A 25023-nucleotide genomic window follows, 5' to 3' on the forward strand; every position below is an offset into this window, starting at 1 on the left:
AGCCGAGATCGCCGAGTACATCGAGATGTTCTATAATCGCACCCGCCGACACAGTCATCTGAAGGGGGTCAGTCCGGAGGCGTTTGAAGCCGTGTCAAACCGGGCTTAACGATGTGTCCACAAAAGGCTGGGAAGTCCAAGGTAAGCCTAATGATAGTGAGCTGGTAAAAGAGTATTATCAGGCAATAGTTAAGAAAACATGGGTTGACAAATTGCCTACTAGAGTCGTCCGTTGGAGTGTGTTTACTGGACTTGGTGTAGGAGTTGATCTTGTTGGGGCTGGTGGATTGGGTACTGTTGCTGGCGTTGTATTAAGTGCTTTTGATGCTGCCATTGTAGAGCAGATGATTGCAGGGTGGAAACCACATCACTTTGTTGAGGGTCCGTTACGGTCATTTATTCCTTCGAAGGGTAAAGAAAGGTAAGCGCAGTCATGACGAACTATCCCCGCAGTCCCAAAGCCTTGCTTGGTGGCATTGCTCACCTGGGGCGGTTTATCGACAAGATCAAGCTCCGCAATGCCGGGCAGATTCAGGACTACAACTACATCACGGTCGGGTTCGACAAATACCTGGTCGATTTTCTGGGGATCGATCCGAAGGCGTTTGAACAAAAAGTCTTGGCCGGGGGGACTGATGAGCAATTGCTCGCCTGGGTGGTGGCGAATAGCAAGCCGCACTCGCACGAGGAGATTGCTCAGTGGTCGCAGGGCCTTCTGTCATCTGCCCCGAAAGAGGATGCGACGCGCGTGCGGTTTCAGGGCCGCCTCGACGAGATCGCCAAGAAACGGGGCGTACCCGTCAGTGCACTTCCGCCCGCGTCCACCTGGGTCGATGCGATCGAACTCGACGAAGGCCGCATGTAGGAGGCTTCCATGCAGATGGTGATGCTGGTCTTCCGCTCGTCGCTGAAGGAGCAGGTCCATGCGTTGCTTCACCGCTGTGACGTGAAGGCGTTCACGGAAGTGAATGAGTCGGTGGGCTATGGTCAGACTGGTCCTGCCGAGGGGCTGGCCTTCTATCCCGGCACGAACTCGGTGATTCTGGTTTCTCTCGATGACGATCATCAGGCGCGTGTGGCGTCGGCGGTGAGAGGCTGGTGTGAGGAGTCGGCAAAACATCCTGGGTGGCAGAAGCCATCCATTCGCGTATTTGCATGGCCCTGCACTCAGATTGTCTAGCAGGCTGTTGATAAAGTCCGCCAGCGGCGTTCTCGCGGCGCTCAGAGGCTCAACGTACGGCAGAGAGTACGCTTTCGCCTCTTCGCTTGCTGCGGCCTTGCTGGGCGGCCTTTCTGAACAGCCTGCGGGCTATTCAGCTTCTGTTAGCGACCTCGGAAGTGGTGGCGTGTTGGTGGCGTTGTCTTGTTTGTCACCGCACTGGTAGCAGGCGGTTGCGTGCTGGCTAGGCCGCAGGAAGTGTCAGGAGCTTCTTCATTTCGCTGTGGGCCATGACGACATCAGGGGCGCGCTGCAGGGCTTCGTAGTAGCTTCGTTCAAACCCATCACCTAGTTCGGAGGGGCGGATCATGCTCCGAACTTCCGTCAGGATCTGCGCGACATCCTCCGTAGTCAGATTGCACTCTTCGTCCAGCATTTCATCAATGCGGACCACCACATTGGACAGCGGATGCAGCCAGGTGAACCAGGGATCGTTCATGACCAGTTGCAGCAACTGGCCGGTCGAATCCACACGGCCGTAGATCCGCTCGAACGTGAGCTGCTCTGCCACGATCAGGGCCTTGTGAAGCCCCAGCAGCCCATGCCGCACATCGGTCAGGGTTTGGCGGAGCGGATTGGTTTTTTGTATTGTGGACTGCTGCGATGAAGTAGCCATAGGAGAATTCTACCAGGGTTTTTAAATTTTGCAGGCCGTCGATCCCCGTGATGTCTTTCTTGGCCTGGCTACATTATCGGCAGGTCGCTTTCTACACTGTAGAGTCCCATGATTATGTTACCGGCCGAATCGACCGCCTCCACTGGGAGGGGTGTGGCTGTTTGGAGAAGGGGCTGGGGATAAGGCGCGATTCGGACTCAACGGGAGGATCGGTGCCGGTGTCAGGTTGTTCGGCGGCAGGGGAGTGCCGAACGTGGAGCGGTTTCCGCTCTCAGTCTCGCCGTGCGGTTGTAAGCCTATCGGGCTTTCAGTCCCTGGTTTGGTGACGATAGTCTGATTGCCATGCGGATCGGAATAGATGCCGATGTCGTCGCCGAGGTGGGAGAGGTGCCCGCTAGTGCCGTCATGATTCTGAACAATGCGACTCTCGGCCAAGCCGGTCACGGCAGACAATGCCAGGCACGCCATTGTGATCGTGAGCGATGTCAGTGTCCGCTTCATCGGCTTTCGCGCATGCCTCAGTACGATTCACTCTACTCCCCGGTCGAGTATTCTTCCAGAGATCTCGTCCTGTTTACATTTCATTCTCGAGCGCGTCATATGAATACCTCCTCACGTTGCGACTGACGGCGAGTGTTTCTCATGGGTAATCTCATGCGCGTCTTCATTGTCATATCTGTCGCACTCGCTGCGAGTCTGACGCTTCTTGGTCACCGTTCCTGGGGGAAGGTGTTGGCTGGGAATGCCGGTGCGCGCGAATGGCTGGAGATCGCGAGGCCGCTCGATATCCCGTCCGAACGGCTGGAGCGCCCGCGCCCTGAACAGGATCGCTTGTCACCGCCCCAGGTCAGTCCAACGCTGAGTCAGGCTGAGGTCATCAAATTGGCCAAAGTGGAAGAGAAGAAAGAGTTGGGTAAGCGATTCCATGACTACGGGATCACGAGCGTGATCTTTGAATCATCGACCGGCCTCTGGTCAGTAACTTTCAATCACAGCCCGCCTCGTCGAGCGCCTGACGGTTGTGTCGTCGTGTTCGTCCACGACAAGGACAAGACCGCAGAGTTTCAGCACTGCGTGTGATGGATGCTTCGTCCCGGTCCTGGCTGAACCGGTGGGTTATTGCGTGATGCGGGTTCCGTAGAAGGTGAAGAGCTCGCCGGCCAGATGGCCCATCTCTTCCGGATCGGTCTGCCGTTTGCGGCGGATGTAGTCGTTCAGGATGCGTCCGTCTGCCGTCTTATGGACGTGGGGGAGCGCTAGATTCATGCGGTAGCGTTCGACGGCTTCCGCGACGCGGCTGATAAACACCACAGTGCCGTCTGGTTCGATCCGTTCGACCACGCCGACGTGGGTCAGCGGATCGTTCAACCTGCCGTCGCCATTGAAGTCCCAGGTGTTGTCGAAGAAGACGAGATCGCCGGGCTGCACGATCGGTCCCTGGTGGAGCCGTCCGTGCTGCCGCATGTGGTTGTAAATCAGTCGAACGCCGTTCGCTCGCCGATCCGTCGTGCTGCTGTTATACAGATCGATGCCGTGTTCGAGGTAGATGGCGCGGGTGACACCGGCGCAGTCATAGGCCACGCGTCTCCCGTTGCTCTCGATCAGTCTGGCGCCGAGGAGCTTGGTCGCGGTGTGGACGATTCCGGTTCTGGTGGCGGTGGCAGAGGGCGATTTCTGGACCGGCGTGACCTCGAAGCGGGAGGCGGGCACGCGCGCCACGGGTGTGCTGGCGCAGCCGACGAGTGTCAGGATGACCACCGTGGTGCCGATCAGTGTGAGGCGTCGCGGGTTAGCGGACATTCACGAAACGGCCCTGCGCCGTCTCCCTGAGTTGATCGATATCTTCCCGCCGCGTGACCGACAGCGGGACGGTGTGCGTCAATTCCTCAATCAGTAAATCGGTCGTGAGCGGCGTCTTTTGGTGCAGCGCGCGATAGAGTGCTGCGACGACGGCCTGTTCGATCTCCGAGCCGCTGAAGCCGTCGCTGGCGCTGACGATTTTTACCAGATCGAACCGTGTCTTGTCTTGCTTGCGGAGCCCCAGGTGAATCTTCCAGATGGATTCTCGTTCGCCGTCATCCGGCAGATCGACGAAGAAGATTTCATCGAACCGGCCTTTGCGGAGGAGTTCCGGCGGCAGCAGCGCGAGATTATTGGCGGTCGCGATGACGAACACTTCCTGCTTCTTTTCCTGCAACCAGGTGAGAAACGCGCCGAAGAGCCGGCGGCTCAAGCCCGCGTCGGCGTCGCCGCTCCCGCCGCCTGCGGCCATCGCCTTTTCAATTTCATCGATCCAGAGCACGATGGGCGAGAGTGATTCGGCCATCTCGATCGCCTTGCGGAAATTCTTTTCCGATTCCCCGACGAACTTATCGAACAACCGGCCTGCGTCGAGTTTGAGCAGCGGGAGCTGCCATTCCCGCGCGATGGCCTTGGCTGCGAGCGATTTCCCGCAGCCCGGCACTCCGACCAGCATGATCCCCCGTGGCGGGGTCAGGTTGAGCGCTTTGGCCTCGGCTGTGAATCCGACCTTCGCGCGTTCCAGCCAGGATTTCAAGTTCGTAAATCCGCCCAACTCAAATCGGTTGTCTTCAAGCGGATAGTATTCCAGCAGCCCACCGTCTTTGATCGTCTGGACTTTGCGTTTCAAGATCTTCTGCACGTCGTCGGCGGACAGCGTGCCGTCTTCGACGACGCACCGCGTGATGACCTGTCTGGCTTGATGCAGGGTCAGTCCCTGCAGGGCGCGGAGAATGGCCTCGCGTTCCTGAGTCGAGAGGCTTGCATCGGCCGGCTTGGTGTCGGTGAGAGAGCCGAGGATGCTCTGTGCCATGGTTGTGGAGCGTGGACGACGAGGCGCGGCTCTGGTCCCGAGCGAGGAGAGGACGTTCTGGAGCATGGACTGTAACTCGGTGCGATCCGGCAATTGGAGATCCAGGCGGACGGCAATCTTTTCAAGATCGAGCGGCAGGGCGATGGGATGGCCGGTGAGGATGCAGGTAGATCTTGATCGGCCATAGACCGCCGATACTTCGCGCAGCTGTCGAGTGACGGCCGCGTCTTGTAAATGCGGGACAAGATCCTTCAGCCAGAAGACCGCTTCGACGGTCAGCCCATTCAGGTGCTGAAGCAGCGCCAGCGGAGTCGCGGTCATCTTGCTGAGCGTGGGGCCGTCGTCGGCCCGGGTAAGCCCTCTCGTGATGGACCATTCGAACAGCGGCATGCGCTCTTGCGCGGCCACGGATTGCAGCAAGGCCAGCACGCGCTCTTCTTCCACGGTCTCGATGATGACCAGCGGATGGCAGGAGCGGATCAAGGTGCGGAGGTCGTGGACGCTGGTTGCTAAGGCCATACGAATGCCATGCTAGCATGTGAGGTGCGCGTCACCAAGAGAACGGCTGTTTGCTACTTAGACTCAGGCGCCGGGACCGATACGGACTTCGCACAGCGAAAGCCGATCGTGGCCGAGCGCTGCGCCGGGGGCGAGCCGCTACGGGTGGCCGTTCGCAGCATGATGACTTTGCTCTTCCATGATCCGCCGCGCACGCTCCGGTAACGGCCGCTCGTCGGTCCCGGCGGATTTTTCTCCGTCATGTAGGCGTAGTAGTCGAAGCCGAACCAGTCCTGGACCCACTCGGCGACATTCCCGGCCATGTGATGCAATCCGTAGGGGCTGCGGCCTTCTTCCAGCGACTCGACCGGGGCGAGAATCGGAATCTCATGCACATGATATTGTCCGAACATCGCCCGTTTCTGGTCGGGGATCGCATTGCCCCAAGGAAAGAGGGCGCCTTCCGTTCCGCGTGCCGCTTTTTCCCATTCGGCTTCAGTGGGGAGCCGCTTGCCGGCGGCGAGGCACAGATCCTGTGCTTCCTTCCACGTCACATAGAGGGCCGGCCAGCGCGACAGCGTGTCGTCGGTGACGGAGTGGATGGTGATGACGTGCCAGATCAACTTCTGGAGCTCGTCGGAGGGCGGCGTTTTCCGCTGCTGCAAGAACGCGAGGTATTCTCCCAGGCTCACTTCGTCGCGATCCATCTCGTAGGCATCGAGCCAAACATGATTCTGCGGGAGTTCTGTATCGTCGAATTGTGTCCCGATTCCGTACGGATCGTCGTCGATGCGCTTACTTCCGAGGAGGAAGATGCCTGCGGGTATGGTGACTGTGGGCGCCGGCTTCGCCAGCGCCGCGATGGCGGTGAGGTGGCGCGCCAATTCTTGCGATGGCTTGGGCGCGACAGTGGCGCCCGATACCGGCGTCGATAGGGCAAGTAGAAGGAAGAGCGAGGGGAGCCAGCGAAGGAATGGCATCAGGTCTTGCTCGGGGATTCCAGCGCCTTATGGATTTCACCGATCAGGCGCCGTTCGATTTCGGCCGTCTCTTCCTGGCTCACGCTCAAGATCCGGCCGCCTTGCGCCACTTTTTCAAATTCGGCGCGGACCCCGAGTCTGGTGGTATTGGCGGGAAGGGCCTGCAGGGTGATGAGATATTGATTGCGAAAGCCGGCCACTTCCAGCGAGGCCGGGTTCGAAATCTTTCGTTCCGTCACATACACGGCTTTTTGATCATTCTTATAACTGACCTTCACGGGATAGCCGTTCTTGGCGAGGGTCTCTTCCACGATCTTCGCGACGGCGGCCAGCGGGCGAGCGACGGTCTCGATCTGCGCACCCTTTTCCTCGATGCGCAGTTGCTGAGCCGCCTGAGCCGCGGCGGTTTTCACCGCTTCGGCGCTCGCGCGTTTCGCCTGGGCGAGCTGCGCATTCAATTGATCGGTCAGCTGGCTCATCTCGGCCTTGGCCGACTCCGTGGCCTTCTTCGCATCACGCAGTTCCTGATTCAACAGGTCGATCTGCTGCTGCATGACCTTGTTCCCGTCTTGCAGTGAAGACAGCAAAGATTCCTGCTTCGTCACCTGTTTTTTTAAAGCATCGTTCTCGGATTTGAAGGGCGATTCGTCCGGCTTACACCCGGCCGTCAGCAGACAGCAGGCCAGCAGGCCGATCCCTGCCATGTTGGACAACGTTGGCGTCACCGTCCATTCCCTGTGAATATTCATCCGGCGATTATCTACGGTTCGCCTGAGCTTGTCCACGCGGATTTGCTGCCGGATGGAGTGATCGATTTGACCGGTCTCCGGCCTGGCGGCTATGCTCACGTCATGCGGTCTAGGATGTTTCTACTCCTGATTCTGTTGAGCCTCATGGTGACGCTCCCGGCTGTCGGGTTGGCCGGGGAGGGGACGGTCGTCTCGATTCCAGCCGAGGACTACGCCCGTTACGACCAGATCATCGCCGGCAAGTTTCTCCACTCAGAAACCCAACTCGTGCTGCTCGAACGAAAGACCGCGACGCAGATCTCGCCGGACCAGGAAGGGCCGCTGACGAGCGTGTGGTTTCACAAGCAAGGGTATTTCGATGGGACGCTTCCCGTCGAACTGGTCCGCGATTTCGTCGCGGCGAATCAGGAGCCGGCAAAACTGGAAGGCCGGTTTCAATTCGGAACCAGGTATCGGTTTGTGTTGGGCAACGCGGTCGAAGATCCGGAAGTGTCGCTGGCACAACCGGTTCTGGCCGCCTGGCTCAGATCCGTGCAGGCGATGCCGGTACTGGACCGGCTGGTGTTTTCGCGCATCGGGTACAATCTCCCTCAAACTCAAGCCTTGGTCTATGTCGGCAATCCGCGTCCCGATGGTTCGGGGGCCGGTTTTCTGGTCTGGTTGCGCCGGCAAGGGACGGCCTGGTCGATCTGGGATACGGAGGTAGTGTGGACGGTTCGTGTCGAACCGGAGTCCGACGGCGGGCCGCTGCTTGCACCGTGAGCGGTTTCAGCGGTAGCATGCGCGCGCCTGCAGGATGCTGAAAAAGTCTGCCAGCAGCGTTCTCGCGGTGCTCAGAGGCTCAACGTAGACAAAAGCTGACTGGAGGCAAAGTACCTATCCGCTCGCATAAGATCGAAGCGAGCGGGTCAAGCGAAGCTTGGTATGTACCTCCCCGCCTCTTCGCGTGCTGCGGCCTTGCTGGACGGTCTTTTTGAGCACCCCTGGTAGACTCCCCTGCTGTGCTTATGAATGAGAGGTTGCCGTAACCAGTTTCTTTACAGCCTGCTATGCCGACGTTAATTCGCAAGACTTTTTCTGTTCCCCCGCTCGGGTGCAATTGCTCCATCATCGGCGATCCGGTGACGAAGCAGGCCATTGTCGTCGATCCAGGCGGCGCGCCTGAGCGGATTCTTCGCGAGGTCCAGCAGTTAGGCCTGACCGTCAGCCACATTCTGCATACGCACGCTCACTTCGATCACTTTCTTGCGTCCGGCGAAATGCAGCGGTTGACCGGTGCAACGCTCTGTCTGCACCAGGATGATCTCGATCTCTGGACGAATCTGGAGGCGCAGTGCCGGATGTTCGGTGTGCCCTATGTGGCTGTGCCGCTGCCGGAATATTGGATCAAAGATGAAGAACGGATCATGGTCGGCGGTGTGACCCTGGTGGGCCTCCACACACCGGGTCACACGCCCGGCTCAATGAGCTTCCATCTTCCTGGTGAGAGTGTGGTGTTGGCCGGAGATACCCTGTTCCGGGGCAGTATCGGCCGGACCGATTTGTGGGGCGGGGATTTCGATGCGATTGAGCGGTCGATCCGTGAACGGCTCTATACACTCGCCGATGAGACAACGGTGGTGACCGGACACGGACCGGAAACGGAGATCGGAGTCGAGAAGGAATCGAACCAGTTTTTTCGCGTGGAGTGACGGACGGCTATTCTTTTGCCATCCGCTCTTTCAGGCGGGCGAGGCGCTTCTCGGTCGATTGCTTGATGAAGGTCATGTTCTCGGAGAGATGCTGCTGCGCGTTGATCTTCCCTTCTTCGCGCCGCTTTAATTGATCGAGTCCGAACTGGGAGATCGCCGCGCCGTCCTCCTTATTGAGCTCTTTCCAGATGACAACGCAACGCGCCTGTTTCGCCGTTGGGTAGGCGTCGCAGGGAGGATCGATCGTCGCAGCCCTGGCGATGGCCGGCACTGACAAGAGTCCAGCGAGCACAATCGTCAAAAGTTTCATATCCAGCCGGTCCTTCTTATCCATGACCACGAAGCGTGAACGGCACCATACCACAAGTCAAATCGTTGCGCCGACCATCCGGATCTATGAGCAAGGGGCGACAACGTTTCTGCAGCGCTGGATCAGTCGTCGTAAGCGACCTCCGGCTCTGTTACTCGACTCGCTCACCCGGCTGCCAAAGCATTCGAGCATTCTCGATCTCGGCTGTGGCGGCGCGCAAGACGCGCGGGTTCTTCATGCAAAAGGATTTCGTGTCGTCGGGATGGATCTGACGACGGCGTTTTTGCGGGCCGCGCAGAGCACGGCTCCATCTGTACCGCTGGTGCTTGCCGATATGCGTGACATGCCGTTTCGAGACGCATCATTTGATGCGGTTTGGGCGGCTGCCTGCTTGATGCATGTGCCCAAGTCTGAAGCCGCGCAGGTGCTCAAGAGGCTGAGTCGCATCGTTTGTCCCGGCGGGATGCTGGCGGCAACCGTCACGTATGGCACTCAGAGCCGCATTTTGACCGATGGGTGGATGCCCGGCCGCTACTTTGCCAGATGGCAGAGGGCTGAATGGGCCAGGGTGGTGGAACAAAACGGCTGGACGATTGACTCGCTGCGTGTCGTGTCGAACCAAGAGCGCAAAGGCCGGTGGCTGAATCTCGTCGCGAGACGCGCTATGTGACGGGAGCGTCTGATCGCAGGGCACGTTACTTCGTCGGCGCTGGCTCCGACGTCTTGCGGTCGAGCGTGAAGTAGATCTTCTCGTCGAATGTGTAGTACCCGCCTTCATCGATGTCGTGCATGATGCAGAAAGGCGAGAAGATAATCGCGCAGCCGAGCACGTCGGCGACCACCCACCAGGACCAGGTTCGCTTGATCGTATAGGTAGCGGGGTCGTAGCCGTCTTTGGAAAAGGTCGCGCGATGGTCGGCCTTGCGGCTGAGATTGACGGTGCCCGGTGCGAGCATGTGCACGAGATCGTCGACGACGACGTTGGTCTCTGCCGGAGTGGTAAAGAGCGTGACGGATTGATGGTCTCCGTGCATCCAGGTGCCGCAGCCGGTCAGGGACCAGGCACATCCAATCACGAGCGCGCCAAGCCAAAGTCGAGTCCGTGTCATGCCAACCTCTTGCTCGCTGGTGCGGGAAGGATCATCCAGCGCGGTCTGATGGTGAACAGCTGTCGGCATTTTTCCATGCCACCCGCCGTTCTTCTAGCGTTTTCAGTAATTCTACAGAGAGTGGGGCCGGTCCTTTAGATCTTCATCGCCTCGTTTACTTCGGCGAGGGTCGCTTTCGCGACTTTCGCGGCGCGCTGGCTGCCGTCCTGCACGATCTCGTCGATGCGCGAGGGATGGCTGATGAGGGATGCGCGGGCTTCCCACATGGGCGCCATGCGCTCGACCATCTTATCCGCCACCAGTTTCTTGCAATCGATGCAGCCGATAGCAGCGGTGCGACAGTCCGTGTTGATCTGCGCCTGCACGGCTTGCGGCGAGTAGATCTTGTGGAACTCATAGACGGGGCAGACGTCGGGGTTGCCCGGGTCCGTGCGCCGCACGCGCGCCGGGTCGGTGACCATCGTCTTCAGTTTTTGCCGGACTACCGGCTCCGCATCCGACAGGTTGATCGTGTTGCCGTAGCTCTTGCTCATCTTCCGCCCATCGGTGCCCAGGACCTTGGGAAATTTAGTGAGGTGTTCTTTGGGCTCGGGGAAGACGGACTTTTTGTAGATATCGTTGAAGCGCCGCGCGAGTTCCCTCGTCAGTTCCAGATGAGGCAGTTGGTCTTTGCCTACCGGAACGAAGTCCGGCTTGTATAGCAAGATGTCGGCAGCTTGCAGCACGGGGTAGCCGAGAAAGCCGTAGGTGCTGAGGTCCTTTTCTTTGATCTCGTCCTGCTTCTCTTTGTAGGTCGGATTCCGCTCCAGCCAGGACACGGGGACCATCATCGAAAGGAGAAGGTGCAGCACGGCATGCTCGGGAATGTGGGACTGGATGAAGACGGTCGAGCGTTTCGGATCGATGCCGGCGGCCAGCCAATCGATCAGGAGTTCGCGCACGAATTCGCGGATCCGGCTGGTGTCGGCGTAGTTCGTCGAGAGGGCGTGCCAGTCGGCGACGAAGAAGAAGCACTCATAGTCTTCCTGCAGCGCCTTCCAGTTTTCCAAGGCGCCGAGATAGTTGCCCAAATGCATCAAGCCGCTGGGTTGCATACCGCTGAGAACGCGCTTACGTGGTGCAGTGGTCATTGCGAGGCTCCTGCGCCGAGGCCCAGTGCCGTCGACAAGATCGTGCCGGACAGGGCCGTGGCGAATGTGCTGGTGATGGTGTGGATGACCCGGAGTTCTTTATCGAAGACGATCAAGCCCATGAGAATCATCATGCCGTAGGGCTCCAACCGCGCGAGCGCGAGCGCCGGGGCGGGGGGCAAGAGGCAAGTCAGGATGCGCCCGCCGTCGAGCGGCGGGATCGGAATCAAATTGAAGAGCGCCAGAAAGACGTTGATCATCACCGAGTAGAGGGCCATGACGCTGATGGGCAGCAGGATCATCGTGGCCAGGCTCGCGGGTTCGCCGTCGGCATTGCCGGGACGTTTGGCCAGCAGGGATGGATCGACGGCAAAGAGCGCCGCGACGACCAGCGCACCGAGGACCGCTAAGACGAGATTCATGCCGGGCCCTGCGGCGGCGACCAGCGCCATGTCGCGGCGCGGCTGGCGCATGTTGCGCGGATCGACCGGCACCGGCTTGGCCCAGCCGAGGAGGAAGCTTCCCGGCAACGCGAGGCAGAGCAACGGCAGAATGATGGTGCCGAGCGGGTCGATATGCGCCAGGGGATTCAGGGTCAGGCGGCCTTGCAGCTTCGCGGTCGGATCGCCGCATTTATCGGCGGCCCATCCGTGGGCATATTCATGCAGCACCATCGCGACGAGGAGCGGGAGACCCATGTATGAAATCTTATGGAGGATGGGAGCGAGTGTGTCCATAGGGTGATCCGGCTAGTCGAGTTGGACGAATTTCCCGTGTTTGACTTGGAGCAGCGCGAGGGGGCGTTGGAGGGTGCCTTCCGCTCCGAAGCCGGCCGGTCCCATCAGCGTGGGGAGATCGCGCTGCGTGGTCAGGAATTCTTGAACGGCGTCGCCCGACGTCGCTCCCCGGCGAATCGCTTCCAGGACCAGCTTGGCGGCATCGTACCCTTGCATGGTGAACAAGGTGGGGCTGCCCTGAAACCGTTTCTGAAAGCGTTGAACGAAATCCTGCACGGCGGCATTGGCGCTCTCCGCGAAGAATCCGTCCACAAACACGGCGCCGTCCACTGTGCGGTCAGCCGTGCGCAGGAAGTCCGGCGAGTTCCATCCGTTGGTTCCCAAGAGCGGGACTTTGACGTCGTGAAAGGCGAGTTGTGCCGCGAGCAGGCCGATTTCACTGGCGCGGCTGGGAATGAAGATCGCGTCGAAGCCCGGCGTGTAGAGAATCCGTTTGTCGCTTTTGCCGACCGGCTTTCCCGCAGGTCGCGAGGGATCGTAGGGAACCGCGAGGCCGTATTTCTTGAGGTCTTCGGCCTTGAGTCTCTTGATCTGCGGCGAGAAGTCCGAATCGCCCTCTTTGAACGATTCCATGGCGATGACTTCGCCCTCATGCTGCCGGACTTCTTGCGCAAAGAGGCGAGCCTGTTCACGGCCATACGTGGTATCGGGATACAGAATGCAAAACCGGCGATAGCCTTGTTCACCGGTGGCATAGGCTGCGATTCGCTTGGCTTGCAGGGCATGGGTCAGGGTGGTGCTGAAGACGAAGCTTCCCAGTCGTCGGACATTGGGAAACGTGGCTGCCGGGGTAATCAGCGGGATTTTTGCGCGTTCGGCCATCTCGGCCATCACGGGGAGATTTTTCGAGAGCATCGGCCCGATGACGGCCATTGGCCGGTCTTCGTTCAGCAGTGCGGCGTGGTCTTCGAGAAACGAGGGTTTGTCCGACTCGTTGTCTTTCACGATCAGTCCGACGGGCGGCATCCCCGACTGTTCGCGCGCGCGTTCGACCGCCAGCTGAATGCCCTCCAGTACTTCATTGGCGAACGGCGCGAGGCGTCCGGACAGCGGCAGGACCGTGGCGATGAAGAATTGGTTCGCCTTCAATCTGGTCTTGAGGAGCGCCAGCGTGTCGGCGGCCTTGGAGCCGTAGGGGTGTTCGGGGAATTGCGCGAGAAATTGTTGAATCTGGCGTTCGGCCAGATGGTCTTCTCCGCGCCCGGTATAGAGCTCGATTAGGCGGATGGCGGCCAGATCGCCGGGGAACGATTTCGGATAGAGGTCGTGCAGTCGCGTGAGCGCTTTCTTGTCCAGCTTCTCGTTGATGAACTCGCGAATCTGTGCCCGCGTCTCCGCTACGTGCTCTTCGGTACCGGCGGCGCTCTCTTGGAGCAGGGCTTCGATGGCGCGGACATACTCTTTTTTCTGCACCAGAAATTCGGCGGTGAGCCGGAGGGCTTCGTGCTTCGTGTCTTCGTCGGTCGTGCCGGTGCGCAATTGTGTGAGCAGGGGCAGCGCCAGATCGATGTTGCCCATCGCCGCGTGGGTGCGGGCCAGCATGATCTTCCCCCGCTCGCTCAAGTCGGACGCCGGGAATTCGGTCTGCAGCTGGTTCAAGTATCGTATGGCCTCGGAGTATTCCTTCATGTTGTACAGAGCGGCTCCGAGCAGCAGGTAGGTGTCATCCAAATGCTCCGGGCGCGGGGAGGTTGCGAGAAACCGCCGAAGGACGGTGGCGGCGGACTCTGCCTCGCCCTTGTCGAGCAATCGCTTGGCTTGCGCAAGCACCGGGGGATCAGGCAGCGGCGCTTTGAGTTCCGTCGCGGGGGCCGGTTGGGGCTGCACCGCGGCTCCTGCAAGGCTCAAGGCCAGGACGACGATCAAGCGGCGGCAGGCATGCAGTCGTGAGTATGTGCGCTGAGAACCCATTTAGTAGAGGTAGCGATAGGGATGCGGTTGGTTATTAGATGACACGTTGTGACTAGTATCGGAAAGGGTGCGGAAGTGTCAAGGAGAACCGCGGTTGGTTCGTTGAGTTCACCTGGCGAGTTGGCTATAGTCTGCCGATAGGCAGGCTGCGGTGCTCGCAGAAGTGCTGATTTGCCTGCTCCTCGTGCGACTCTTCTTATGGTTACATCGACCGATCAAATCCTCGCCCCGCTGGCTGAACGCTATCTCGGGCATCTTCGCGTTGAAGGCGGATTATCGGTCAACACGCTGGAAGCCTATCGGCGCGATTTGCACAAGTTGCAATCATTTCTTGTTCCGCACGGGATCGGAATGGGGGAGGCGGTCGCGCCGCACCAGCTCGCCGGATTTCTCGCGACCTTGAAAGATCAGCGCCTGTCCTCGGCGTCGATGGCGCGTACGCTGTCGACGTTACGGGGCTGGTTTCGTTTTCTCGTGCGCGAAGGATTGCTGCCTGCCAGCCCGATGCAGGATCTGTCGGTGGCCCGGCGGGCAGTCCGGTTGCCTAAAACGCTGACCATGGTGGAGGTCACGGCGCTATTAGATTTGCCGCCGTTGCCCGCATTGGAGGATCAGCGCGACCGCACGATGCTGGAGTTGATGTATGCGTCGGGATTGCGCGTTTCTGAGTTAGTGTCGGTGGAGCTGGTGCGTCTTGATTTGGGCGTGGGTTGTCTGCGGATTCTCGGGAAGGGTTCAAAGGAGCGCCTGGTCCCGATCGGCGAAGCTGCGAGAGAGGCGCTGGCGCACTATGTCGATCACGTTCGCTCTGCCATTTTGAATCGGCGGGCGTCGCGGGCGCTCTTTGTGTCTCGGCGCGGGGGACCGTTAACCAGGCAGGCCTTTTGGAAAATCGTGAGCCGACGCGCCAAGCGCGCGGGGATTGCCAAGCCCATTTCGCCCCACATGCTGCGACATTCGTTCGCCACGCACTTGCTTGAAGGGGGCGCCGATTTGCGTGCGGTGCAGGCGATGCTCGGCCATGCGGATATTGCCACGACGCAGATCTACACCCATGTTGAGCGGGGCCGGCTGAAACAGGTTCATCGGAGATTTTTCCCTCGGCAGGCCGGGACTCTTAAGAAATAAGCATCCTGCCGCCGGCGAGTCGCGACGAATGAAAAGACTGCAGGAACACAAGAAAACTGCAAGAAGAGTGCGAGAATCGGTTGACAAGGCCGGATGGACTTGGTAGCATCCGCCAACGTTGCTAAGAAAAACGGGCGGATAGCTCAGTTGGTAGAGCGCCACCTTTACACGGTGGATGTCGCAGGTTCGATCCCTGTTCCGCCTACCAGAGGTAAGCTGGTGTGTGGGGGCAGATCGAAAAAGGAAGATAGCACCATTTCTGATTTCGGGACTTGAACGGCTGCTCTGTCAATCGTCTTGTCGTTCCGACCATCCGCCGTATAGAAGAATCGCGAGGGGCCGTCGTTCAGCTGGTTAGGACGCCAGATTGTCAATCTGGAGGTCGCGGGTTCAAATCCCGTCGGCCCCGCCATTTTTCTTCAGGGTTGAGCACACTCCATCACACTACGGTGTGTCATGAATAGAGGAGGGAGACGCTAGCGTCCTATGTTCCAGTCAGGTCCCATGGCTCTCATTGGATCACTGGGCGTGGTGTCGAAAGTCGTTCTCTTTCTTCTCCTCCTGCTGTCAGTCGTATCCTGGGCCGTGATTTTCCTCAAGTTGAAAGTCTTCAAATCCGCCGACGCAGAAGACCGGCGGTTCATGACTGTGCTGTTGAAAGCCAAGGATGTCGATGAAGTAGTGCGCCATGCCCAGCGTTCGACCGGCAGCCCGTGCGCCAAGATTTTTCATGGTGTGGTCGATCGGCTTGGAACAGGGCGCGAGGCTCAGGACGGTGGGGGCGCTCTTCCTGTAGACCGCCACGTCATGGAGCGCACCGCGCAACATATCGCACAGGGACAGCTCTCTCACCTTGAATCGTATCTTCCCTTTCTTGCCACGACGGGAAATATCAGCCCGTTCGTTGGATTGCTCGGGACGGTGATGGGGATTATCGATTCGTTTAGAGAAATCGGTTCGCAGGGGACGGCCAGTATTGCCGCGGTCGCGCCCGGCGTGTCCGAAGCCCTGGTGGCCACGGCGGCCGGACTGTTCACGGCGATTCCCGCGGTCATCGCCTACAACTACTTTCTGTCCCGTATCCGCGGGACCGCGTTCCGCATGGATACGGTGACGGTCGAGCTTCTGACGTTGATGGCACCGAAAGCTAAGCCGGCTACCATAGGGACGAAGGGATGATTCTCGAAACGCGCCAGCGCCGGTTCATGGCGGAAATCAACGTTATCCCCCTGGTCGATGTCGTGTTGGTGTTGCTGGTCATTTTCATGGTGACGGCGCCGATGCTCTACCGGGGCATGGATATCAAGTTGCCGGTGTCCGCGTCGAACACGATCAAGCCTGAAATTCGGGCGGTGCTGACGATCGAAAAGGATCAACGCCTGTATCTCGATAAGGATCAAGTGAGTGCCGTCCAATTAGAACGCAAGTTGAAGCTTCTCAAGGAAGAACACGCCGATGTCTCGGTCTATCTGCGGGCCGATCGCGACGTGCCCTATGGCGTGGTGATTCAGGTGATGGACGGGGTGAAGAAGGCCGGAATTGAGAAATTGGGGATGGTGACGGATCCTGCCGGCCCTGAACGGGTGACAGACGTGGCGATCCCGCGTCGAAATAAATAGGACATCGGTTGGCCATGGTACAGGTTGCAGCGCACTCTCGGGCCTGGCTGGATGAGGGACTGCAGGGCCAGTTGACCAGCCGCTTGAAGCGGGCGGTGGTGTGGTCCGTAGCGCTTCACCTCGGCGTCTTTATTCTCATCACCTGGGTGCGGTTACCGCAGCATGGCGAGCGGCCGTTGGCATCTATCGAGATTTCACTGGCCAGCCTGCCGACTCCTCCGGTCAGGGCGGCTGAGCCCGTTAAAGCGGTTGAGCCGCTCAAAACACCGGTGAAGCAGGTGGAGACTCCGGTGCCGACGCCTCCGGTGAAAGCCGTTCCATTGGCGCCGCCCGTAGTTCAGCGAGAAGCGGCTGCTCCTTCCAAGCCCGCGCAAAATCCGATGCGCGATCTCTTGAAGGATATTGAGTTGCCTCCGGACGCTCCGAAGTTTGGCGACTACAGTCCGGCCGAGAAGTTGAAAAAAGTTCAGGAGCCGGCGGTTGCGAATGTTCCCAAGCTGAAGTTGCCGGATGTTCCGGTGGTGTCCGAGGCGAAGGTCGCCACAAAGAAGCCTGCAGACACGAAGCCGCGGCCGTCTCTGACCGACGAACTCAATCGGGAGCTGGACGAAGAGCTCAATAAGATTAAAAAACTGGAGTTGCCGAAAGAATCCAAGGCGGCCCCCGCAGAGTCTCAGCCGACGCCGGCGCCTCAACTTGAAGCGAAGGCGCCGAGCGTGAAGGCGGTGGATACGACATTGAAGGTTCCCGGGATGGCTCCCGGGTCCAATGTCTACTTGGCGCAGGTTCGCCGGAAGATCAGCAGTATGTGGGCTGCGCCTCCGGTTGATGTGACGGCGCAGACCTACCGCGTGGTGGTGAAGTTTCGATTGCATCGGGATGGGAGTGTGAGCGGGGTGGTGATCGAGCAGTCGTCAGGAAACGAGTATTTCGATTTGGCAGGGAAGCGGGCGGTGGTGACGGCCCATCCGCTGCCGATGTTTCCCGCGGATCTCACGGAATCTTACTTCGATGCCCATTTCACGTTTACGGTGGGAGAACAAAACGGATAACTCATGACATTCCGAACGTGGTGCATGCTGGGTTGCTTGGTGTCGGTCGGGCTCATCGGGATCATCGAGTCCGGTGCGGCCGATGTGTTTCTTGAAGCGACCAGACCCGACTTTCAAAAAATTCCGTTGGGCGTGATTGGGATCCAGAACGTGGGCGGTCCGGAGTGGCTGGGGGGACGGCTCGAAGAGGTGCTGAAGGCCGACATCCGGCGATCGCTCGTGTTTTCCCTCGTGGATCTCCCGAGTCTCGGGATCAAGGTGCGGGATGTAGGCACCGGCCCACATCCGGCGTTCAAGCAGGCCAAAGAAAATGGTGTCTCGGTGCTGGTCTGGGGGAAGGCTGGCGCGAAGACCGGGGACAAGGAAGCCGATGTCAGTATGGACGGATTCGTCTATGATGGCGAATCGGATGAGATTGTCGGCGGAAAGCGCTACGTCGGGTCTTCTTCGGTTGTCCGTCTGATGGCCCATCGCTTCGCGGATGAATTAGTGTTTCGATATACCGGCGAACCGGGTATTGCCCGCACGAAAATTGCTTATGTGTCCGAGCAGGGAACGGCGCGGGAGCTGTTTGTGATGGACTATGACGGGTATGAGCCACGCCAGCTGACCTCGGATGGCTTCTTGAATCTGATGCCGCGCTGGTCGCCCGATCGCCGCTTTCTGGTGTTTACGGCATATCGCAATCGCAACACGCAGGATATCGATATGATCGAATTAGCCACCGGAAAACGGTGGACGATTGTGTCGTTGGCTGGATTGAACATCACGCCGGCGCTGTCCCCCGATGGCAACTTCCTGGCATTCGCGTCGAGTCACGAGGGGAATTCAGAGTTGTACAAGCTGGATACCAGAACGAAGGCCATGCAGCGCATGACAACGCACGCATCAGGAGATCTCTCACCGTCCTGGGCTCCCTCAGGACGGGAACTTGCTTTTGCCTCGGATCGGAGTGGGGGCCCACAGATATTTCTCATGAGCGCCGATGGCACCAATGTTCGTCGCCTGACGTTTGAGGGGGACTACAATGCCGCACCGGCTTGGTCGCCGCGGGGAAACTGGATTGCGTATGTGTGCCGGACGCCCAAAAAAGAGTATAAGTTGTGCCTCATCACGCCGGACGGGCAGAAGCGTGTGCAACTCACGGCAGGGCCTGGAGTTGAGGATTCGCCATCCTGGTCTCCGGACGGCAGGCATCTCGTTTTTAGTTCGACCGTCGATGGGAAGAGCCAGATTTATATGATCAACGCAGACGGAAAAGATTTGGAGCGGGTCACATTTACTGGCACGCACAACAGTGCGCCGGCCTGGTCGCCGGCGTCGTAATTCACCTGGTCGATACACACGATCACACATTGAAGATGTCTCGCCGGATAGGCCGGGAGAGGTCTCTAGTAGAAGGAGCGAATCTATGAGCGCAACGTTGTCACAATGGTCGATTCCCATGCTGGCCGGTCTGTTACTGGTCACGATGCCGGGCTGCTCGAAGAAGTCCGTGCAATCAGGCGGGGACACCCAGTCCTCACAGGCCGGCATGGCCAAAGGAACTCCCGGTGCCGGCGGAACAGGCGGATCAACTGGATCAACCGGTGGCGGAGTCAGCTCCAATTTTCCTGACACCTCGCTGGCCGGTCGCGACGGATCAGGCGGGTTGCGCGGACTCGATAAGAATCCCGGCGAGGAGCGCGTGAACGGCGGGACAATGATGGCGAAGCTGGATCCTTCCCAGAGCGGCCGGCAGATGGATGAAATCCGGTCCGAGCAAGCCGCCGCGGATGCGGCTGGATTGCGAGATGTGTTCTTTGGCTATGATAGCTTTGCGATTTCAGAGGAAGGGCGGCAGGCTCTGGCCCGCAATGCGGAGTGGATCAAGGCGAACCCCGGGGCGCAGTTGAAAATCGAAGGACATTGCGACGAGCGCGGGACGTCCGCCTATAACCTGGTGCTGGGGGAAAAGCGCGCGAAGGCTGCCCGGAACTATTTGGTGGAGCTCGGCGTGAGCGCCAATCGTTTGGGCGTGGTGTCGTACGGGAAAGAGCGGCCGTTTTGCAAAGAGCACAGCGAAGCCTGCTATGCCCAGAATCGTCGCGGCCATGTGGTCGTGAAGTCCGGGAAGTAAGATCGTATGCCTTGGGGTGCTGCACGGATGGCGAGAATAGATCAGGATCATGTTCAGCAAGTGAGGTGTGCGGTGGCTGTCGTTCTAGTCATGCTCTTCACGCTGTTGTCCGGATGTGTGGCGCAGCAGGCCGATCTTAAGCACACCGAGCGGGCCCTGCAGCAGAAAATTAGGCAGCAGGACGATCAGCTCTCTCAGACGCGCGCGCGGCAGAGCCAGGAGATTTCCAATCTGCGGGAGCAGGATCTGCCGCAACTTCGTGGGGAACTCGAAAAAGCTCGTCACCAAGCGGAGGAGCTTCAGTCCAGGCAGGAAGATCTCAAGCATCGCTCGGCGCAGTTGGAACTGCAAACGAAGAAGCTGGAACAGCTGGCGGCCAAGCTAGAGACGGATACCAACACTCGCTATGTCTGGCTGCAAAAGAGTCTTGAGACGCAAGACGCCAAGGTGAATGCGCGCCTTGATGAGTTGTCCAAGACGGTGAGCAAAGCGACGGAGGATCTGAAGCGTGACGTGCTGATGGCCGTGAAGCAGAGCAATGAGGTGTTGGATCGGAAAGTGGCCGAACGGCTGGACGGACAGCGCAGAGACCTGGAGGCTAGTCAGCAAAATCTGGATCAGAAAGTGTCCCAGAACCTGACCCAGTTCAACCAATCGCTCACCGGATTCAAGACGGCGTTCACCAGCTTGAATGATCGTGTCACGCAGGATGAGCAAGAGGCGCGGGCGATCTCAGGGAAGGTCGATGCCGATAACAAGGCGGCGGTGTCCCACATTAACGAGTCCAATCGGACCATGAGCGGCCACCTCGATGGGGTCAACAAGAGCGTCGCGTCGGTGGTGAAGACGCTGGAATCCGTCAGCCAAAAATTCACGGCCCGGTTTGACGAGCAGGATCGACGCATCGATTCCTTAGGCCGGTCATTGGAGCAAGTAAGCCAAAAGAACGCAGGGCGGACGCAGAATTCCAGGCAGGCGCAGCGGTCGACCCTTTCTCCCTCAATGGAAGCCCCCGCGCCTGAGCGGCATGCGCAGGAGTTTGAGTCTGCTCTGTCCTCGCACCAGGCTCAGTCTCAGCAGGGCTCATCGGAGGAAGGGGAAAATTTAGCTGCTCCGGTGGCGGCGATCTCCGCTCCTGTGGAAGCCCCGGTTGTTGCGGCCGCGGCTCCAGTCGATGTTGCTGTAGACCGTGGACAATATGAACGGGTGTTGGCCCTCTTCCGCGAAGGCGATTTAGAGGGAGCGCGACGGGGGTTTTCGACGTTCATCGCCAACTATCCGAACTCGGACCTTGCTCCGAATGCCCGCTATTGGCTCGGAGAAGCCTACTACGGGTCCAAGGACTTCAAGCGTGCGATCGATGCCTATGACAAGGTCGAGTCCGATTATCCGAGAAGCGAGAAAGTGCCTGCCGCCATTCTGAAGAAGGGCTATGCCTATCTTGCCTTGAAGGATAAGAAACGGGCCTCGTCCGCTTTTAAACAAGTGGTCACGCTGTATCCGAGAAGTCCGGAAGCTGGAAAAGCATCTGACAAGCTGGTTCAGTTGAAGGAGGGTCGATAGATTTCATGCAAGCTTACATTGTCTCTTATGCGACGGCGATCGGAGTTGCGGGTTCGTTACTGATCTTGCCGGGGTGTGCCAAACATGCGGACTTTGTCGAGCTGCGGGATCAGCTCTCGACGGTGTCCCGCTCCCAGGAGCAGGATCATCAGCGGGTCGACGCGGTTTTGCGGCGCCTCGAATCGGTCGAACGTGTCAAGGATATTGAGTCGGGAAAGCCGCGGGTTGACGAGCTGGCGGCGCGCCTTCAAAAGCTGGAATCGAAGCTGGCCAAGCTTGAAGACGGAGCCGGACTCGCATCCACCCGGGCCGATGTTGCCGCGTCCGACGCGCCCAAAGCGACGAAGCCGAGCAAGCCCGCCGCGCAGGGCGAGAGTGCGTCTATTGTGTCTGGCATGCCTGGCATCACCCCGACATCCGCCTTCAATCTCGCGTACAACGATTTCCTGAACGGCAAGTACGATCTGGCGGTGTCGGGATTTCAGCGATTCACCAAAGATTTCCCCGGGACGTCATTGACGCCGAACGCGCATTACTGGTTGGGAGAGTCGCTCTATAATCAGAAAGACTACGCGCGCGCCACGACGACGTTCGAGTATCTCGTGGCAGAATATCCCGGGAACGAAAAAGTCTCTGCCGCACTGTACAAGCTGGGTTTGGCGACGGCGGAAGCCGGTGATTTGGTGAAGTCCAGGAAATATCTCAAGCGGGTGATTGAGGAGTTCCCTGCCTCGGATGAAGCCAAGCTCGCAAAGAATAAACTCGCCGACATTCGGTGACGGTCGCAGGCGCGCGATCTCCCGCCTCACGCAGTCAGCCTTCATCGCGGTACTGTGGAGCGTAGTGCTGTGCTGACGACCAGTTCGAGCGGAAAAATTCGCATCTTGCCGGGAGACGTCGTGAGCCGGATCGCCGCCGGCGAAGTCGTCGAACGTCCTGCCGCCGTTGTCAAAGAGCTCATCGAAAACAGTCTGGATGCGCAGAGCCAGACCATTTCCGTCGAGATCAAGGACGGGGGTCTCGCGAGTATTCGCGTCACGGACGACGGCGAGGGCATGAGCCGGGCCGATGCGCCGCAAGCCTTCGAGCGTCATGCCACCAGCAAGCTGCGGTCCGATCAGGATCTGTGGTCCATCCGCACGATGGGATTCCGCGGGGAAGCGCTGCCCAGTATTGCCTCGGTCTCGAATGTGCGGCTCGTCACGGCCATGCAGTCGGATCCGGTGGGTACCGAGTTACAGATGCGGGGCGGAGCGGCCCCGCAGGTCCTAGATGCGCCTCCGATTGTCGGGACGCGCATCGAAGTCACCGATCTCTTCCACAATCAGCCGGCCCGGAAAAAGTTTCTCAAATCTGTCCCGACGGAATCATCGCACATCACACGCGTCGTACAGCAGGCGGCGCTCGCCTGGCCGGCCGTGCATTTCAAATTGATCGGTAATGGGCAGGAGACGTTGAACTATCCCGCGGTGGCGACGGACCGGGATCGTATCGGACAAGTGTATCCACGGTTCATGCTCGACCATCCCGTTCCGGTCGAGGCCGGACAACCGGGAGCGAAGCTCAGCGGCATCATCATCGACCCGAATTATGCGAAGGCGTCGCGCATCCCGCAAGAACTCTTCGTCAATCGCCGGCCGGTTCGGAGTGCCGCTGTGTCCCATGCGATAGTCGAAGGCTATGGTTCGTTCCTTCCCAAGGGACAGCAACCCCAGTTCGTCTTATTTCTTGAGATCGATCCGGATCGTGTGGATGTGAATGTGCATCCCTCGAAGCGAGAAGTTCGCTTTGCGGAGCAGGAAGCGATCCATCAGCTGGTCCGGCGCGCGGTGCGGCAGGCGCTCAGTCGAAACGAGCCGGTCGCCGGGGAGTCCTTCGTCCCGCGGGAGCCGGACGCCCCGGGTGTGAGTAAGGAGCTGGCGCGGGCGTGGTTTCCCGCTCAGGCCACGGCGCCTTCGGCGGGAACAGGCCAGGCAAGCCCTCAGGCGGCTATCGGCAGTATTCCAGCCTCAGCCGATCAGCTCACGTTTGTAAACGAAGCGGCTGAGCCGTATGTACGTGTGCCGTCGTCGGAGGTGGTGGCGTTCGGACAGCTTCACCACACGTATCTGGTGGTGCAGGTGGGCGGTGCGTTGACCATACTCGATCAGCATACGACTCATGAACGTGTCTTGTTTGAGCGATTGTATCGAGCCTGGGTCGTGCGCGGGATGGCCTCGCAGCCCCTGTTAATTCCGGAGGCTGTAGAGCTTTCGGCGCCTCATGCGGCGCTGCTGCAGCGCTATCAAGGCGAGCTGGAGAAGCTGGGCCTCGAACTCGAGCCGTTCGGCAAGTCGGCAGTCCTTGTGCGGAGCGTGCCGCTCGGGGTTGGCGCGATCAATGCTCCGGCTTTCTTGCAAGATTTGCTGGAAGATCTCAGTCTGTGGGGGCAAGCATCCAGTCTTGAAGCGCGCGTGCGTCCCGTGCTGGCCTCGTTGGCCTGCCACAGTGCGGTGCGGGCCGGCCGGGCGATGGGGCTTCCGGAGATCCAGCGGCTGACCGAGGATTGGCTCGCCGAGGGAAAGATTCAAACGTGCCCGCATGGACGGCGGACGGTCTTTCAACTGACTGCGGAAGAGCTTGAAAAGCTGTTTGGTCGGGTCGGGTGGTAGTCGGACAGAATTGAGATTCTCGCCATGCCTACTCAATCCGATATGATGGCCGACCGGATTCGCCGGTATCGCCCGCTCGTCGTCTTGCTGGGGCCTACGGCCACAGGGAAGAGCGCTGTCGGAGTCCAGGTAGCCCGGCGCTACGACACCGAGATCCTGACGGCCGATTCCCGCCAGGTCTATCGCGGGATGGATATCGGTACGGATAAGCCGTCCTTGGAAGAGCGGCAGGGTATTGTGCATCGGTTAATCGATCTGGTGGATCCCGATGAGCCCTATAACGCCGGGCGCTATCAGCGGGATGCTTTAGGAGAAATCGATCGGGTGATCAAGGAGGGTCGTCTTCCGTTGGTCGTCGGCGGAACCGGGCTCTATATCCGCACGTTGATTCGGGGAATCTGCGACGCGCCGGAGGCCGATGCGGACATTCGGCGGGAGCTCATGGCGTTGGTGGCCGCGCAGGGGCGCGAAGGTCTCTATGCCGAGCTTGTACGAGTGGATCCTGTCACCGCGGCACGGCTGCATCCCAACGATGAGTCGAAAGTGATTCGGGCGCTGGAGGTCTATCGCTTGGCCGGCTGTTCTCTCGCTTCTTTGCACGCACACCATCAATCGCAGGCAGCGGCGTTCCCCACATTGCTGATCGGGCTGCAGCGCTCCAAAGAGCAGCTCCATCGGCGGATCGAAGCCCGTATCGATTGGCAGTTGGCGCATGGCATGGTAGAAGAGACTCGGACGCTATTGGCTCGCGGGTATAGCCGTGCGCTGGGATCGATGAAGGGATTGGGATATCGGCATCTCGCCGCGCAACTTGCGGGCGAATATGATGCGACAGAAATGGTGCGACGGTTCAAGCAGGATACCAGGCAATTTGCGAAACGCCAGATGACCTGGTTTCGAAAGGAGCCGGGAATTACGTGGTTGATGATCGACGCAGAGGAGTCGACGGGTCACACCGCCGATCGGGTCGTTGAGCTGATTGAGCAATTCATGGCATCGCTAGGCACACGGCGTGCTGAACCTGTCTCGTGAGTCATGCAACCGGGAG

At 59.4% G+C, this 25023-nt stretch carries 29 protein-coding genes and 2 tRNA genes; 20 read left to right on the forward strand and 11 right to left on the reverse strand.

All coding sequences use genetic code 11. The features are described from left to right. The 4 genes from Q7U39_05560 to Q7U39_05575 form a co-directional block, all read left to right on the forward strand. Positions 1-109, forward strand: a 109-nt coding sequence (locus Q7U39_05560) for an IS3 family transposase (GenBank protein ID MDO9117402.1), incomplete at its 5' end; no start/stop codon positions are given. 4 nt (positions 110-113) lie between these two features. Then, positions 114-425 carry a hypothetical protein gene (locus tag Q7U39_05565; protein ID MDO9117403.1) on the forward strand — a complete coding sequence of 104 codons (312 nt, stop codon included), beginning with the start codon at positions 114-116 and terminating at the stop codon, positions 423-425. 8 nt (positions 426-433) lie between these two features. Then, entirely contained in the window at positions 434-865 is a 432-nt protein-coding gene (locus Q7U39_05570; GenBank protein ID MDO9117404.1) for a DUF5069 domain-containing protein, read from the forward strand. A 9-nt stretch (positions 866-874) separates the two neighbouring features. Further along, positions 875-1180: a hypothetical protein gene (locus tag Q7U39_05575; GenBank protein MDO9117405.1), complete on the forward strand. Its 306-nt coding sequence runs from the start codon at positions 875-877 to the stop codon at positions 1178-1180. 223 nt (positions 1181-1403) lie between these two features. On the opposite strand, the gene Q7U39_05580 is transcribed toward Q7U39_05575, so the two are convergent. Then, positions 1404-1835, reverse strand: a complete 432-nt coding sequence (locus tag Q7U39_05580; protein ID MDO9117406.1) for a hypothetical protein — start codon at positions 1833-1835, stop codon at positions 1404-1406. Between the two features lie 117 nt (positions 1836-1952). Next, complete coding sequence (locus Q7U39_05585) at positions 1953-2336, reverse strand: hypothetical protein (protein ID MDO9117407.1); 384 nt, start codon at positions 2334-2336, stop codon at positions 1953-1955. Positions 2337-2477: 141 nt separating this feature from the next. Between Q7U39_05585 and Q7U39_05590 the strand changes: the two genes are divergently transcribed. Beyond that, positions 2478-2915: a hypothetical protein gene (locus Q7U39_05590; protein ID MDO9117408.1), complete on the forward strand. Its 438-nt coding sequence runs from the start codon at positions 2478-2480 to the stop codon at positions 2913-2915. Between the two features lie 36 nt (positions 2916-2951). Here Q7U39_05590 and Q7U39_05595 read toward each other — a convergent pair whose 3' ends face one another. Genes Q7U39_05595 through Q7U39_05610 form a run of 4 tightly spaced genes read right to left on the reverse strand, consistent with a single transcriptional unit; the run spans position 2952 to position 6871 of the window. After that, on the reverse strand, positions 2952-3635 hold the full coding sequence (locus Q7U39_05595) for an NlpC/P60 family protein (protein ID MDO9117409.1): 684 nt from the start codon (positions 3633-3635) through the stop codon (positions 2952-2954). Continuing rightward, positions 3625-5187 (reverse strand): AAA family ATPase, encoded by a 1563-nt coding sequence (locus tag Q7U39_05600; protein ID MDO9117410.1) that lies wholly within the window; start codon positions 5185-5187, stop codon positions 3625-3627. Before Q7U39_05600 ends, Q7U39_05595 begins: the two co-directional genes overlap by 11 nt. 53 nt (positions 5188-5240) lie before the next feature. After that, positions 5241-6146: an SUMF1/EgtB/PvdO family nonheme iron enzyme gene (locus Q7U39_05605; GenBank protein MDO9117411.1), complete on the reverse strand. Its 906-nt coding sequence runs from the start codon at positions 6144-6146 to the stop codon at positions 5241-5243. After that, complete coding sequence (locus tag Q7U39_05610; protein MDO9117412.1) at positions 6146-6871, reverse strand: hypothetical protein; 726 nt, start codon at positions 6869-6871, stop codon at positions 6146-6148. Before Q7U39_05610 ends, Q7U39_05605 begins: the two co-directional genes overlap by 1 nt. Before the next feature lie 12 nt (positions 6872-6883). Between Q7U39_05610 and Q7U39_05615 the strand changes: the two genes are divergently transcribed. Beyond that, positions 6884-7657, forward strand: a complete 774-nt coding sequence (locus Q7U39_05615; GenBank protein MDO9117413.1) for a hypothetical protein — start codon at positions 6884-6886, stop codon at positions 7655-7657. A gap of 287 nt (positions 7658-7944) precedes the next feature. Next, positions 7945-8586, forward strand: a complete 642-nt coding sequence (locus Q7U39_05620; protein ID MDO9117414.1) for an MBL fold metallo-hydrolase — start codon at positions 7945-7947, stop codon at positions 8584-8586. A gap of 7 nt (positions 8587-8593) precedes the next feature. Here Q7U39_05620 and Q7U39_05625 read toward each other — a convergent pair whose 3' ends face one another. After that, positions 8594-8896, reverse strand: coding sequence for a hypothetical protein (locus tag Q7U39_05625; protein MDO9117415.1), 303 nt, complete (start codon positions 8894-8896; stop codon positions 8594-8596). A 22-nt stretch (positions 8897-8918) separates the two neighbouring features. Between Q7U39_05625 and Q7U39_05630 the strand changes: the two genes are divergently transcribed. After that, on the forward strand, positions 8919-9566 hold the full coding sequence (locus Q7U39_05630; GenBank protein MDO9117416.1) for a class I SAM-dependent methyltransferase: 648 nt from the start codon (positions 8919-8921) through the stop codon (positions 9564-9566). Positions 9567-9591: 25 nt separating this feature from the next. Here Q7U39_05630 and Q7U39_05635 read toward each other — a convergent pair whose 3' ends face one another. The 4 genes from Q7U39_05635 to Q7U39_05650 form a co-directional block, all read right to left on the reverse strand. After that, positions 9592-10005, reverse strand: a complete 414-nt coding sequence (locus tag Q7U39_05635; GenBank protein ID MDO9117417.1) for a hypothetical protein — start codon at positions 10003-10005, stop codon at positions 9592-9594. Positions 10006-10139: 134 nt separating this feature from the next. After that, positions 10140-11135 (reverse strand): tryptophan--tRNA ligase, encoded by a 996-nt coding sequence (gene trpS, locus Q7U39_05640; GenBank protein ID MDO9117418.1) that lies wholly within the window; start codon positions 11133-11135, stop codon positions 10140-10142. Continuing rightward, entirely contained in the window at positions 11132-11872 is a 741-nt protein-coding gene (locus Q7U39_05645; protein MDO9117419.1) for a site-2 protease family protein, read from the reverse strand. The genes trpS and Q7U39_05645 overlap by 4 nt, the downstream gene beginning before the upstream one ends. Before the next feature lie 12 nt (positions 11873-11884). Next, positions 11885-13759, reverse strand: coding sequence for a penicillin-binding protein activator (locus tag Q7U39_05650; GenBank protein MDO9117420.1), 1875 nt, complete (start codon positions 13757-13759; stop codon positions 11885-11887). A gap of 282 nt (positions 13760-14041) precedes the next feature. Between Q7U39_05650 and xerD the strand changes: the two genes are divergently transcribed. The 12 genes from xerD (at position 14042) to miaA (ending at position 25007) form a co-directional block, all read left to right on the forward strand. Continuing rightward, entirely contained in the window at positions 14042-14971 is a 930-nt protein-coding gene (gene xerD, locus Q7U39_05655) for a site-specific tyrosine recombinase XerD (protein MDO9117421.1), read from the forward strand. A 132-nt stretch (positions 14972-15103) separates the two neighbouring features. After that, positions 15104-15179 (forward strand) — tRNA-Val (locus tag Q7U39_05660). Positions 15180-15306: 127 nt separating this feature from the next. Further along, positions 15307-15383 (forward strand) — tRNA-Asp (locus Q7U39_05665). Between the two features lie 74 nt (positions 15384-15457). Continuing rightward, a complete protein-coding gene (locus Q7U39_05670) occupies positions 15458-16150 on the forward strand; it encodes a MotA/TolQ/ExbB proton channel family protein (protein MDO9117422.1) in 693 nt (230 codons plus the stop codon). Beyond that, positions 16147-16590: a biopolymer transporter ExbD gene (locus Q7U39_05675; protein MDO9117423.1), complete on the forward strand. Its 444-nt coding sequence runs from the start codon at positions 16147-16149 to the stop codon at positions 16588-16590. Before Q7U39_05670 ends, Q7U39_05675 begins: the two co-directional genes overlap by 4 nt. A 14-nt stretch (positions 16591-16604) precedes the next feature. Beyond that, a complete protein-coding gene (locus Q7U39_05680; protein ID MDO9117424.1) occupies positions 16605-17642 on the forward strand; it encodes a TonB family protein in 1038 nt (345 codons plus the stop codon). A gap of 3 nt (positions 17643-17645) precedes the next feature. Beyond that, positions 17646-18968 carry a Tol-Pal system beta propeller repeat protein TolB gene (gene tolB, locus Q7U39_05685; protein ID MDO9117425.1) on the forward strand — a complete coding sequence of 441 codons (1323 nt, stop codon included), beginning with the start codon at positions 17646-17648 and terminating at the stop codon, positions 18966-18968. A gap of 85 nt (positions 18969-19053) precedes the next feature. Then, on the forward strand, positions 19054-19761 hold the full coding sequence (gene pal / locus Q7U39_05690; GenBank protein ID MDO9117426.1) for a peptidoglycan-associated lipoprotein Pal: 708 nt from the start codon (positions 19054-19056) through the stop codon (positions 19759-19761). Between the two features lie 72 nt (positions 19762-19833). Next, positions 19834-21324, forward strand: coding sequence for a tol-pal system protein YbgF (gene ybgF, locus Q7U39_05695; GenBank protein ID MDO9117427.1), 1491 nt, complete (start codon positions 19834-19836; stop codon positions 21322-21324). A gap of 5 nt (positions 21325-21329) precedes the next feature. Next, the gene (gene ybgF / locus Q7U39_05700) at positions 21330-22103 is read left to right on the forward strand and encodes a tol-pal system protein YbgF (protein ID MDO9117428.1); all 774 of its coding nucleotides are present in this window, start codon (positions 21330-21332) and stop codon (positions 22101-22103) included. A gap of 69 nt (positions 22104-22172) precedes the next feature. Next, complete coding sequence (gene mutL / locus Q7U39_05705) at positions 22173-23975, forward strand: DNA mismatch repair endonuclease MutL (protein ID MDO9117429.1); 1803 nt, start codon at positions 22173-22175, stop codon at positions 23973-23975. 24 nt (positions 23976-23999) lie between these two features. Further along, positions 24000-25007: a tRNA (adenosine(37)-N6)-dimethylallyltransferase MiaA gene (gene miaA, locus Q7U39_05710; protein ID MDO9117430.1), complete on the forward strand. Its 1008-nt coding sequence runs from the start codon at positions 24000-24002 to the stop codon at positions 25005-25007. Positions 25008-25023: the final 16 nt, after the last annotated feature.

It is taken from the genome of Nitrospira sp., assembly GCA_030653545.1.
Taxonomy (GTDB): domain Bacteria; phylum Nitrospirota; class Nitrospiria; order Nitrospirales; family Nitrospiraceae; genus Nitrospira_D.